Source organism: Streptosporangium sp. NPDC049376 (assembly GCF_044466505.1).
GTDB lineage: Bacteria > Actinomycetota > Actinomycetes > Streptosporangiales > Streptosporangiaceae > Streptosporangium.
This window is the reverse complement of record NZ_JBITMT010000027.1, coordinates 32,216-44,869: the sequence shown is the minus strand read 5'-3', so window position 1 is coordinate 44,869 and position 12,654 is coordinate 32,216. Positions and strand designations below refer to the sequence as shown.

At 70.7% G+C, this 12,654-nt stretch carries 9 protein-coding genes; 6 read left to right on the top strand and 3 right to left on the bottom strand.

Features of this window, described 5'->3' with window-relative positions; translation table 11 throughout:
* Positions 1–13 precede the first annotated feature (13 nt).
* Positions 14–1,834 carry a DUF4407 domain-containing protein gene (locus ACIBVQ_RS36920; RefSeq protein WP_399183325.1) on the bottom strand — a complete coding sequence of 607 codons (1,821 nt, stop codon included), beginning with the start codon at positions 1,832–1,834 and terminating at the stop codon, positions 14–16.
* 652 nt (positions 1,835–2,486) lie between these two features.
* On the opposite strand from ACIBVQ_RS36920, the gene ACIBVQ_RS36915 reads away from it, so the two are divergent.
* On the top strand, positions 2,487–3,158 hold the full coding sequence (locus ACIBVQ_RS36915; protein ID WP_399183323.1) for a helix-turn-helix domain-containing protein: 672 nt from the start codon (positions 2,487–2,489) through the stop codon (positions 3,156–3,158).
* Positions 3,155–4,180 (top strand): zinc-binding alcohol dehydrogenase family protein, encoded by a 1,026-nt coding sequence (locus ACIBVQ_RS36910; RefSeq protein WP_399183321.1) that lies wholly within the window; start codon positions 3,155–3,157, stop codon positions 4,178–4,180. The genes ACIBVQ_RS36915 and ACIBVQ_RS36910 overlap by 4 nt, the downstream gene beginning before the upstream one ends.
* 123 nt (positions 4,181–4,303) lie before the next feature.
* Here the strand turns inward: ACIBVQ_RS36910 and ACIBVQ_RS36905 are convergent, their stop codons facing one another.
* On the bottom strand, positions 4,304–6,688 hold the full coding sequence (locus tag ACIBVQ_RS36905) for a M4 family metallopeptidase (protein ID WP_399183319.1): 2,385 nt from the start codon (positions 6,686–6,688) through the stop codon (positions 4,304–4,306).
* Positions 6,689–7,120: 432 nt separating this feature from the next.
* Here ACIBVQ_RS36905 and ACIBVQ_RS36900 point away from each other — a divergent pair, with 432 nt between their 5' ends.
* On the top strand, positions 7,121–7,900 hold the full coding sequence (locus ACIBVQ_RS36900; RefSeq protein ID WP_352015754.1) for an IclR family transcriptional regulator: 780 nt from the start codon (positions 7,121–7,123) through the stop codon (positions 7,898–7,900).
* Here the strand turns inward: ACIBVQ_RS36900 and leuA are convergent.
* The gene (leuA, locus tag ACIBVQ_RS36895) at positions 7,897–9,639 is read right to left on the bottom strand and encodes a 2-isopropylmalate synthase (RefSeq protein ID WP_399183365.1); all 1,743 of its coding nucleotides are present in this window, start codon (positions 9,637–9,639) and stop codon (positions 7,897–7,899) included. The genes ACIBVQ_RS36900 and leuA overlap by 4 nt on opposite strands.
* Positions 9,640–9,838: 199 nt before the next feature.
* Between leuA and ACIBVQ_RS36890 the strand changes: the two genes are divergently transcribed.
* The 3 genes from ACIBVQ_RS36890 to ACIBVQ_RS36880 all read left to right on the top strand — a co-directional run bounded on the left by ACIBVQ_RS36890 (position 9,839) and on the right by ACIBVQ_RS36880 (position 12,653).
* On the top strand, positions 9,839–10,534 hold the full coding sequence (locus ACIBVQ_RS36890) for an FCD domain-containing protein (protein ID WP_362918336.1): 696 nt from the start codon (positions 9,839–9,841) through the stop codon (positions 10,532–10,534).
* A 49-nt stretch (positions 10,535–10,583) separates the two neighbouring features.
* Entirely contained in the window at positions 10,584–11,378 is a 795-nt protein-coding gene (locus tag ACIBVQ_RS36885; RefSeq protein WP_399183317.1) for a GNAT family N-acetyltransferase, read from the top strand.
* 147 nt (positions 11,379–11,525) lie between these two features.
* A complete protein-coding gene (locus tag ACIBVQ_RS36880; RefSeq protein WP_399183315.1) occupies positions 11,526–12,653 on the top strand; it encodes a right-handed parallel beta-helix repeat-containing protein in 1,128 nt (375 codons plus the stop codon).
* The last annotated feature ends 1 nt before the right edge of the window (position 12,654 follow it).

The window sequence follows — 12,654 nt, the reverse complement described above, 5'->3', positions numbered from 1 at the left end:
ACTCCTCAGGTTCTCAAGGAGATGGATTGCGGTCGATCCGGGTCCCCGAGACGCTCCGGCCAGGGCCGCGGATGTCCTCGCGTCCCCGGTCGTAGCTGTCCCGTGTGTTCAACCGGTCGAGGTCGTACCTCATGTCGATCTTGGCGATGTGCGAGTCGCGCAGGCGCTGCGTCTCGTAGGCCTGGCTGTAGGCCAGTTCGCGCAGCCGCCTTTCGTAGACGGTCGGGCCGCCGAAGAGCTTGACGCTGAGCGGCAGCAGGTCGAGCAGCAGGATGGTGACCCGCAGCACCCACGGCAGGGCGACGACGACGGCGCTGCCGCTGTTGTCGATGAAGTCGTGCAGGGCCTGCTCCTGGGCGACCCAGCCGACGTTCCTGCGCACGTCGGCGCGTTCGGCCTCCCGGTTCGCGCGTTCCTGGCCCTCGTAGACCTTGAACTCCCTGCTGACCGAGTCGCGGGCCAGGTCGCACCTGCCCTGGGCCGTGACGTACTCCCGCTGGGCCTTGTTGTAGTCGGCCTCCAGCTTGGTGGCGATCGGGCCGAACCCGACGGTGCCGCTGAGCCCCTCGCCCCTCCTGCCGAGCGACTCGTCCTGCTTCTTCTTCAGCGCGGCGTCGCGCACCTTCTCCTTGCTCCTGGCGGTCGCGCACAGTTCGACCCGGTCGTACTTGGCATCGAGCTGTTTGCGTTTGTCCTGGTCGGCCGCCTTGAACGTGGCGTCGAGCCGGTCGGCGCGCGCGTTCTGGTTGAAGGCGAGCTGGTCACGGACCTCGGAGTGGAAGATGAGCAGGGTCACGGCCTCGGCGATGACGAAGGAGACGCCCAGGGCGAGGACTCCACGCATCACGTAGGTCAGCCAGCCGGGCTTCCTGACCTTGCCGACCGGGTCGAGCAGACCGGTGGCGTCGGTGCCGGACAGCACCTTGCCGTAGCTCGGCTCGGCGACGATCGACCGGTCGACCCAGAAGATGAGAATGCCCCAGATGGCCGCGAACGGCAGGACGGCCGGGGAGAAGCCACCGCCGATGACCGAGGCGAAGACCGCGAACATCGTGGCGGCGACGAAGGAGACCAGGCAGACGAAGACGCCGATCGTCGAGTACCGGTACAGCTCGCTGCGGTTCGGGATGAGGGCGGGGTCGGCGCCCGCGCACCACAGGAAGGGACGCGACAGGCGGGGGACCCGGTAGGCGGTGATGCCGGTGAAGTCGGTGTCGAGCCGGGACGGGGCACGCACCGGCGCCGGCTGCGGCGTTGTGGGCGGCGGGGACTCCCGTCGCCGTCTCAGCCCGGACAGCCTCCCGGAGAGCGATCCCGACAGGCGTTCGTAGGCGGCGCCGAGTCCCCGGGGGCGTTCCTCCTCGTCCTCGTGGACGGGCTCACGCGTGCCGGGACGGTCACGGCCGGCATCGCGGTCTGCGCCGCGGATCGCGGAGAACACGTCCGTCGGGTCGTTGGCGGTCCACTCGCTGTAGTAGGAGCCCGGGCTCGGCTCCGGGGTCGTCGGGGCCTGCTCCGCGCCCGGCACCGCGTCGTCCGGCTCGCCCACGCCGGAGGCGGCCCGGCGACCGGCCGGGCTCCGGTAGGCGCGTGTCCCGTTGGGACCGCCGGGCAGGGGATGCTCAGGACCGCTCTCCCGCCCGTCCCCGTTCCTGTCCGCGGGCTCGACGCCGGAGTCGCCGCCGGTGAGCACGGTGCCCACCCGCACGGGCTGGGTCTCGTCTTCCTGAGAGGCCGGGGGGTTCGGGGGGCTCTGACCGTTGCGCGAGGGCGGCGACCAGGTGAAGTCGCCCCCCGGCGCGGCGTAGTCACGGAACCGGTTGTCTTCCGTCATCGGCTCAGCAGCACCTCAGGTCCGGTGTCGAATCCATCGTGGGGCCCGGCCTCGTGCTTCCCGGCGTCCGGCCCCCGGCCGTCCTCGCCGGACGCCGCCCCTCGCCCTGCCCAGGCACCTGCCGGTCCCGGTCACCGCTCCGTGCGGCCGCCCCGGGGCCCATGCCGGAACAATGCAATATGCCCACCGATCTAATGCATATATATGAGGGTTTATAGTACGGCCCACATTTACCCCAAACGAGGGACCCGCGGGAAGAGTTCCGGGGCGTGGCCCAGAACCTTGCTCACCAAAAGCCGCAAATCACCACTTCTCCGGACTCTACCCCCAAGAGGGCCGGGACGCGCGGAGAAGCCTCACGGCGCAGGTCACACCGCATGCCTGGCACTACGAAGCCGTTCAAAAAGAACGTACATCACCATAATTACCAAAAGTGGCATTACAGGATACCCGGCCGTCGCGTTCCGGGCGCGGCCCCGGCGGCCTTTCTCCAATCGACAGGACCCCCTCGCTTTACAATGTAGATTTTGCGAGATCCCCCATGCCCCCTGCCACGGAGCCGGGGCCGGATTAGGGCGGCCCACCGGGGGGAGGCAGGCAGAAAGAGAGCGCCGGAGCCCCGGACGCCCCTCACCTGCCATTGGAGACTGCGATGACCGAACGTGCGACGGCACCCGGCGACCTGGGCCGACGGGTGACCGGCAGACGCGAGGAGCTCGGCATGACCCGCGAACGGCTGGCCGCGCTGGCCGGGATCGACTCCGGATACCTCGGCTATCTGGAGGAGACGACCGCCTCCCCGACCGCGGAGACCGTCAGACGGCTGGCCGCCGCCCTGGACACGAGCCCGGAAGAACTGCTCGGCGGCACCGTCGACCTGCCGCCCGGCCACGGGGCTCCCGGCCCCCACGCCCGTCTCGAACCCCTGGGGACCGAGGAGTGCCTGCGGCTCATCGCCCCGGGGGGCGTCGGCAGGGTGGCCTTCGAGGAGGCGGGCGGTCCCGCGATCCTGCCGGTCAACTACGTGCTGCGCGAGGGCGCGGTGATCTTCCGTACCTCCCTGGGCGGCACCCTGGACGAGAGCCTGCGCACGGGCGTCCGGGGCGTCGAGTTCAAGATCGCGTTCGAGGTCGACCGGATCGACGACGTCAACCGCGAGGGCTGGAGTGTGCTGGCCCGCGGGGGCGCCCACCACGTCACCGGCGAGGAACGGGAGGCGGCGGCCAAGTCCGGCGTCGCCCCCTGGGCGGGCGGAGAGCGCGACCTGTACATCAAGATCGTCCCAGTGGAGATCACCGGGCGGCGGATCAGGAACACCCCGTGACCCTGGGCGGGAGCCCGGCCGAGATGGACGCCTGGATCGTCTCCCGCCCTGGGCCGATGGCCACGCGCCCCCTGGAGCGGGTCCGGCTGCCCGTCCCGGAACCGGGTCCCGGTGAGGTGCTGGTCGAGGTCGAGGCGTGTGCCGTCTGCCGTACCGACCTGCACCTGGCGGAGGGGGACCTGCCCCCCAGGCGGCCGGGGACCGTACCCGGCCACGAGGTCGTCGGCCGGGTGGCCGGGCACGGCCAGGGGGCCTCCCGGCTGCCACGCGGCACCCGGGTCGGCGTGGCCTGGCTCCGCTCGACCTGCGGGCGCTGCCGCCACTGCCTCAGGGGGGCGGAGAACCTCTGCCCGTCGTCCACCTACACCGGCTGGGACGCCGACGGCGGCTACGCCGGATACCTCACCGCCCCGGAGGACTACGTCCACCCGCTGCCGCAGGGGCCGTCCGCGGAGAAACTCGCCCCGCTGCTGTGCGCGGGGATCATCGGCTACCGTGCCCTGCTCCGCAGCGACCTGCCCCCCGACGGCAGGCTCGGCGTCTACGGTTTCGGCGCCTCGGCGCACCTGACCGCGCAACTGGCCGTGGCGCAGGGCGCGACCGTGCACGTCATGACCCGCTCGGCGCGGGCCCGCGAGCTGGCGCTGCGGCTGGGGGCCGCCTCCGCGGCGGAGGCGGCGCAGGCCCCGCCGGAGCCACTGGACGCGGCGATCCTGTTCGCGCCCGCCGGAGAGCTGGTGCCGGTCGCGCTCGAAGCCCTGGACCGGGGCGGCACCCTCGCCGTCGCGGGCATCCACCTCAGCGACATCCCCGTGCTGGACTACCGGCGCCACCTGTTCCAGGAGCGGACGCTGCGCAGCGTCACCGCCAACACCCGCGCCGACGCGCGGGCCTATCTGGAGCTCGCCGCCGGACATCCCCCCGAGGTGACGACCGTCGCCTATCCCTTCGAGGCCGCCGACCGGGCGCTCGCCGACCTGGCCGCCGACCGCGTCGAGGGCGCCGCCGTACTGCTGCGCTGACCCGCCCACGCGAAACGGTCACCCGCCCTGGGGCGTGTGACCGTTCCTGGAAAAGAGGTACGGCGGGCGGCCATGCCCGCCCGCCGTACCCGGTCTTCAGTTGTGTGAACGATCAGTCAGAGACTAGATCGCCTGCCACAGGGCCGGAACGTTCGGCGGCTCCCAGCCGGGCAGGGAGGTGTGGCTCTGGAGGCAGCGGTAGCTGGCGCCGTTGTAGGTGACGACGTCACCGGCGTTGTACTGCTTCCACTCCTGCCAGGTGGTGCCGCCCGTGTCGCCGTTGACGGTCAGCGCGAAGCTGGTGCCGTGGGCGGCGGAGGCACCCGTGCCCGTGAGGGTGATGGTGTAGTTACCAGCCTGGACGCTGGAGGAGGCGGAGATGTTGACCGTGGAGGACCCACCGGCGGTGACGCTGGACGGGCTGAAGCTCACGGTGACCCCGGCGGGGGCGCCGCTGGCGCTCAGCGCGACGTTCTGCGCGTTACCGGAGGTGACCGCGGTGGACAGCGTGGCGCTCGTCGAGCCACCGGCGTTGACCGTCGCGGAGGCCGGGTTCACCGACACCGAGAAGTCGTCCTGGCCGGGCTGGCCGGTGACGGACAGCTTGAAGGTGGTGGAGTGGCTGACCGAGCTGCCCGCACCGTTGACGGTGATGGTGTAGTTGCCCGTCGGGGTGCTCGCCGAGGTGGCGATGCTGACCGAGGACGACTGACCGGCGGTGACGCTGGACGGGCTGAAGCTCACGGTGGTCCCGGCGGGGGCGCCGGTCGCGGTCAGCGCGACGTTCTGCGCGCTACCGGCGGTGACCGCGGTGTTGACGGTCGCCGAGGCGGACGAGCCGGCCTGGACGCTCACCGTGGCCGGGTTCACCGCGATCGAGAAGTCGTTCGGGTTCTGGATGGTGCAGGTGGCCTCACCGGAGACGGCCGGAACGCTGACGGCGGTCCAGGCGGCCTTGACGGCGTTGAACTCGGTGCAGCTGTTGGGGAACTGCTGCTTGGCCGCGGCCAGCGTCGCCGAGCGAGCCCGGGCGTGGGTCAGGCTGGAGGTGGTCCGCAGCTGCAGCGAGGCCAGGTAGATCTGGCCGGCCTTCTGGATGCCGATGCCGGTCAGGCTGGACGGGCCGGCGCAGACGGGGCTGGCCGGCTTGCCGCCACCGGGGTTGGTGCCCTCAGCCAGCAGGTAGAACCAGTGGTTCTGCGGGCCGGCCGCGGCGTGCACCTCGGTGTTCGGGATCCGCGAGCTGTAGCAGTCCGGGTCACCGTTGGTGCTCGGCTTGTACATGTAGCGGATCGGCCCCTGGCCGACGAGGTTGACTTCCTCGCCGACGGTGTAGTCCGCGGGGTCGTTGGAGTTGTTGGCGTAGTGCTCAAGCAGGGCGCCGAAGATGTCACCGGTGGACTCGTTGAGGCCGCCGTCCTCGTTGCCGCCGCCGCCACCGCCGCCGGAACCGGCGAACTGGTAGATGGCGTGACCGTACTCGTGGCCGACGACGTCCATCGGGGTCGCCTGCTGGGTGTTGGCCTGGTTGTGGCCGAAGTTGGTGTAGGAGCCGTTCCAGAACGCGTTGACCTGGTTCAGGCCGACCCGCGCCGGGAAGCCACCACCACGGCCGTTGAAGCCGTTGTAGTTGAACCAGTCCTTGAGCATGTCCCATTCCTTCTGCGCGGCCCAGTAGGCGTCCACGCAGGCGGTCTCAAGGTTGGTTCCCTGACCGTTGCCCCAGCTGTCGGTGCTCTTGGTGTACGGCGTGCCGCCCTGGCCACCACACGCCAGACCGCTGCGGGTGTTGTCCCGCATCGTGTAGGAGGGGGTGGTGGTGATGGTGACCTGGCCGTTGTAGAAACCGTTACCGGTTCCCATCTTGACCGCGTCCCAGTTGCTCAGGATCGAGCCGTTCAGCGCGTCGACGTAGACGTGCTGGACGCTCGGGGCGGTCTTGGAGCTGCCGCTGACGACGACTTCCCAGGCCAGGCGGGGAGCGCCCGTCTCAGCCAGGGCGTGCACGACCAGCTTGGGCGTGGTGACGCTTTCGACCTTGGCCACCAGGGTGCGCGCCTTGTTCGCGGCCTTGCGCGCCGAGAGCGAGGGCTTGACGTCCAGGTTCAGCTCGGTCTTCTGCGCGGTCTCAAGGGTCGAGACCGTCAGGCCCGCGCCGTCGGTGGCGACGACGACGCCACCGCCGTAGACCGGCAGCCCCTTGTAGGTGCGGTTGTAGGCGAGGTACTGCGCACCGCCGACCGAGGTCGCCTTCTCCAGGGTGAAGACATCGTCCTCACTCTTGGCGAGGCTCTTCTCCTGGGCGGCGATGGCCTTGCCCGCGAGGGCGATGGCGTTCTTCTGCCCCTGGGGGGTCGGCTTGGTGAAGCCGGGTGCCTCCGCCGTTATAGTGCGGGCCGCGGTGTTCGCCGGTGCCGCGGTGGCGCTCGTGGCGCTCACGATCGACGTAGTGGTCATGGCTGCGGCCGCCAGCATGGCCACCGCGCCCAGTTTGACCTTGGGATTCACGCGGGGTGACTCCTCTCGGTGTCCCTTGGGGGGTTAGAGGGATGCAAGGAGCCCTGACAGTTGGGCTGGACCAAAGCTGACACCGAGGAGGTATGGCGGAGTACCCCACGAATTTCCATAACTTCGCGATATAGAACGACGGGGCATTGAAACATGGCTGATGGGGTCGGACGCCCCGTCCGATTCCGGTCGCCACCGGCGGGCCATCTCATTACGCCATACCTTCTTGAGCATCCTGCCGCGGCAGACACCCTCACGCGCAGGCCGCCCTGGGACATGCCCGGGAGGAGGGGACCAACCCTCCCGTTTTTCACCACTAAAGTAGCAGGAAATGCGCTTTATCCCATAATGTGGGAACAAAACCACGCAAAGCAGGTGATAAGTCCGGACCTCAACCCGGTGACATGCGGATATTTCCTATATCGTGGGAATATGGAGAAGAGCGGGGTCCCGTCCGGCACGCAGGCCGTACAGCGGGCCATGAGCGTGCTGGCCTGCTTCAGGGACGGAGGTCCCACGCTGAGTGCCTCCGACCTCGCCCGCAGGACAAGACTGTCCACCTCGACCGCGCACCGGCTGGCCCGCGCGCTGGTGTCGACCGGCTTCCTCGAACAGGACGCGCGGACCTCCAGGTACCGTCTCGGCCCCTCGATGACGGAGCTCGGCCGTCTCTCCTTCCACCAGCGGGGTCTGCACCGGGTCGCGCCGGAGCTCGGCCAGCTCGCCCACGCCACCTCCGCCACCGTCGACCTGGCGATCCGCAACGGCCCCCACGCCGTGATCCTGATCGGCGGCTCGGTCGACCCGGATGACGGAACGGGCCTGCGCAGGCCGCTGCACTCGACCGCGCTCGGGAAGGTCCTGCTCGCCTGGGCCCCGCCGGGAGAGGACGACGTCGCCGCGCTCGGCCCGCTGCGTCCGCAGACCGAACGCACCATCGTCGACCCGGAGGAACTGCGCGCCGAGATAGAGCGGGTACGCAAGGCCGGATACGCCCTCAACGACGGCGAGTCCTCCCACGGGATCAGGACCCTCGCGGTCCCGGTCCTGGACCGGGCGGAGCAGGTCAGGTACGCGCTGGCCGTGCGCTCGACGCCCGAGGTCATCACCGACACGCGGATCGGCTGGTTCGCCATGCACGCGCGGGCCTGCGCCAGGGCGCTCGAAGTGCTCCTGCTGCCGCCGGAGGAACGCAGGATCACCGACTTCTAACCCGTTTCCGGGGAGCGGCCGGAGCCGAAAGCGGCCGCCCCGTCCCGGGCGCCCTCGGGAGAGAGCACGGCGTTGACGGCGGAGAGCACGGCGAGCACGGACGCGGTGAGCACCGAGGCGTCGAGTCCGACCCCCCAGCGGGTCACCCCGCCGATCCGGCACTCCGCGTAGGCGGCGGCGTGGCTGTCACGGCCCTGTCCCAGCGCGTGCTCGGCGAAGTCGAGGACGTCGATCTCGATCCCCACCTCCGCCAGGGCCCGGGTCAGGGCCGACAGCGGCCCCTGTCCCGTCCCCGTGTGCTCGGCCCGTTCCCCGCCGACGCGGAACTCCCCGGTGAAGAGGTGCGTGCCCGGCTCGGGCTCGCTCACCCGCCAGGAACCGAGGGTCACCGGGCCGCGCCGGTCGAGATACTCGGCCCGGAAGAGGTCCCACAGTCCCTCCGCGCCGATCTCGCCGCCGTCGCGGTCGGCCGCGCGCTGCACCGCCCCGGAGAACTCGATCCGCAGGCGGCGCGGCAGGTCCAGGCCGTGGGCCGTCCGCAGCACGTAGGCGACGCCGCCCTTACCCGACTGGCTGTTGACCCGGATGACCGCCTCGTAGTCGCGGCCCACGTCCGCGGGGTCGATCGGCAGGTACGGCACGTCCCAGGGGGCCCGTTCCACGGGGACGCCCAGCTCGGCGGCCCGCCTGGCGTGATGGGCCAGCCCCTTGCCGATGGCGTCCTGGTGGGTTCCCGAGAAGGCCGTGTAGACGAGGTCCCCGCCGTACGGGTGGCGTTCGTGGACCCGGATGCGGTTGCAGTGCTCGACGGTACGGCGGACGCCGTCGATGTCGGACAGGTCGATCATCGGGTCGATCCCCTGGGCGTGGAGGTTGAGCGCCAGGGTGACCAGGTCGACGTTGCCGGTGCGCTCCCCGTTGCCGAACAGGCATCCCTCGACGCGCTGCGCCCCGGCGAGCAGGGCCAGTTCCGCGCACGCGACGCCGGTGCCCCGGTCGTTGTGGGGGTGGACCGACAGGATGACGCCGTCACGGCGCGCCAGGTTGCGGTCCATGTACTCGATCTGGTCGGCGTAGACGTTGGGGGTGGCGATCTCGACGGTCGCCGGGAGGTTGTGGATCACCGGCCGGTCCGGGCAGGCGTCCCACAGCTCCGACATGGCGTTGCAGACCTCCAGCGCGTAGTCGGGTTCGGTGAGGTTGAAGACCTCGGGGGAGAACTCGAAGCGCACCGAGCCCTCCGGCATCGCGTCCGCGCCCCTGGCGACGTCCCGGCCCGCCGCCAGGATGAGGTCGCGCAGCTCGTCGCGCTCCCGGCCGAGGACGACCCGGCGCCAGGTCGGCGCGGTCGCGGTGTACATGTGCACGACCACGCGGCGCAGGCCCGCGACGGACTCGTAGGTCCGCCGGATCAGGTCGGCGCGGGCGGCCGTGAAGACGACCACGGTGACGTCGTCGGGCACCAGGTCCTCCTCGGCCAGGTGGCGGACGAAGTCGAAGTCCGTCTGGCTGGCGGAGGGGTAGCCGACCTCTATCTCCTTGAACCCCATGGCGAGGAAGAGGTCGAACATGCGGCGCTTGCGGGCGGGGTCCATCGGCTCGGCGAGGGCCTGGTTGCCGTCGCGCAGGTCGACCGGCACCCACAGGGGGGCGTGCTCGATCCGGCGAAGAGGCCAGGCGCGTTCGACCGGCGGCAGCGGGACGCGCTCGTGCGCCGGGCGGTAACGGAAGGAGGGCATCGCGCTGGGGCGCTGGGTGTTCCAGATCACGGGGGTTTCCTTTGGGCCGTCGTGGTGACCGGCGGCACAGCGGCACTCCGCGACGGGGTGCCGGTCAGGTCAGGCCCCGCCGCGGCGGCCGAGAAGGAGAGCACGCGGTGTCATGCCGGGTAGACTAACCCCGAAACAACTCCTCAGACAACCTGAGAGGTTTGGACAGGTGACACTGAATCCCCTGACCCGCAGCCCGCTGGCCGACCAGGCGGCGCGGACGCTGCGCGAACAGGTCGCCTCGGGGCGCTGGCCGGTCGGCACCAGGCTCCCCGGAGAGAACGAGCTGGCCAAACAGCTCGGCGTCGGCCGCTCGACCGTGCGTGAGGCCATCCGCGCGCTGGCCGGGGCCGGGATGCTGCAGACCCGGCAGGGGTCCGGGGTGTTCGTCGTCGCCGTCCGGCCGGTCGAGGATCTGCGGACCACACTGCGCCGCGCCTCGGCCGTCCACCTCTTCGAGGTCCGCGCGCTGCTGGAGGTCGAGGCGGCGGGGCTGGCCGCGCTGCGCAGGGACGACGACGACCTCACCGCCCTGGACCACGCGCTGGCCGCCCGGCACGCCGCGGCCCTCGGCGGCGACGAGGAGTTCGTCGCCGCCGACGTCGCACTGCACGCCGCGGTCGTGGCCGCCGCGCACAACCCGGTGCTGACCGAGCTGTTCTCCGCCTTCGAGCCCGCGCTGCGCGACGGCCTGGTCGACCTGGTCAGGCTGCTCCCCCTGCGCCACGACCGCCCCGACCCCGGCGCCGACAGCCACACCGCCCTGGTCGACGCCGTACGGCGAGGCGAGGCCGGACGGGCGAGCGAGATCATGCGGCAGGAGGTCGAACACAACCTGACCCTGCTGAGAAACGCGAACGACTGATCACCAGGACGGTCCCGGCTAAGGTGTCGCGGCGAGGAGGTGCGTCGCCGTGGACGGTGAGAGGCCGGTGAGGGAGCTGCAGGAGAGAGCGGCCCGCGCCCTGCCCGTCGAGCACGTCAGACCCCTCGGAGAGTGGTCTCTGCGCCACACCCGCGGCCCCTCCTGGTGGGCGGGAACGGTGCTGCCCCACGGCGACCCCGGTCCCGGTGACCTCACACGGGGAATCGTCGAGGCGGAGGCGTTCTACGCCGGTCACCGTACGAGATCGCGCTTCCAGATCAGCCCGGCGTGTCCCGGAGACCTCGACCCCCTCCTGGCTGAGCGCGGCTACCTCAGGGTGAACGCGGTGTCGTTACAGGCCGCGCCCACCACACGGGTGCTGGAGCGCCTCGGGGACGCCCCGCTTCGGATACGGCTGGACGAGCGGCCGACAGCGGAGTGGTTCCGAACCTGGCAGGCCGTGAACGGCCGGGGCGGTTCCCGTGCCGAGTGGGACATGCTCACCCGTCTGGACCTGCCGTGCGCCTACGCCTGCGCGGTGGCCGGCGGGGTCGTCGCGGTCGGCAGGGCTGTCGCCGACACCGGCTGGACCGGAGTGTTCGGGATGGCCGCCCTCCCCGGGGCCAGGGGAAGGGGCGCGGCCCGCGGGGTACTCGCCGCGCTGGCCCGCTGGGCCGCAGAACGCGGAACGGCCCGCATGTACCTACAGGTCGAGCCGGGCAACGCCCCGGCCCTGCGACTGTACGGAAGGGCGGGCTTCGAGGAGGTGTGCGCCTACCACTACCGCGTCGCCCGCCGGGAGAAGGCGTCCGGCGTTTCCGATCCAGTAGCGGAAAAGCTTTAACGACGGCATTGGCGGCACAGGTTTTCTGACTTCTCGAATCAGCGCGGATCATGCAGTCTTTGGCCTTGCGCGTTCTTCGGTCAAGGAATTCGCATCGGCCCGGCCAAAACGCCCGGACGATCCGCCCAAAACAGAGAAGAGACCACCGTGAATTATGGAAAAGAACCGGGGAAAAGGCACGTTTTAAAAACGGCCGCCTTCACCCTGGCCCTGACGGCCGCGCTGGCCGTGCCCTCGCCTTCGGCCGCGGCCGACGAGGAGGTCGGCTGCGGCGCCGTACTGACCTCGGACGTGACCCTCACCCGGGACCTGAACTGCGCCGGTGACGGGCTGACGATCGGCGCGGACGGCGTGACCGTCGACCTCGCGGGCCACAGCATCGCCGGAGACGGTACCGGCAGGGGTGTCGCCGTCGGCGACAGGAAGGGCGTCGCCGTACACGACGGCGTGGTCAGCGGGTTCCGCCTGGGGGCCGAGGTCGTCGGCGGCGCGGCCGTCTTCTCCCGGGTGAGGTTCGCAGGCAACGCGCTGAGCGCGGACCAGGCCGCCTCCCTGACCCTGGTCGGCCCGCGTTCCGCCTGCCTGGCCGAGGGGATCGACGTGACCGGCTCCTCCGTCCTGACGATCGACCGGTGCACCGTGCACGGACGGCTCCAGGGGACGAACGGGCACGGGTGGACGGTCAAGGGCAGCGTGCTGAGCAACGGCTACCTTGAACTCGCCGAGAGCGGCTCCAACGTCTTCAGCGGCAACCTCTTCGACGGCTTCCCGGTGAACCTGACCGAGCGGAGCAACGACAACCTCTACACCGACAACGTCTTCACCAACGCCCAGGTCGGCTTCCGTGCCGAGCACTCGACCGGCGCCCCGAACAGGGTCGAGAACAACGTCTTCAAGGCCAACCGCTACGGCATGACCTTCTGGGTCAGCTTCTCCAACGTGTCGGTGAGCGGCAACAAGTTCGAGGGCAACCGGGTGGCCGGAATCCTCATCGACCCCATCCGCTTCACCGGGGTCACCCCCTACCCGGTCAGCGGGAACACCTTCGTGCACAACGGCCTGGCACCGCTCGGCGCCGTCGACAGGGACGGCGACCCCATCAAGGACGGTGTCCACGTCTCCGGCACCGAACAGGCGCCGGTCGAACTGGCCCGCAACGACGGCACGGACAACGGCGGGTTCGTCATCTGGGGACGGGCGGGCGAGGTGACCGACGGCGGAGGCAACCGCGGCCCGTGCGGCCCCAGGAACGACCCCGGCCTGAACTGCTCCTGAC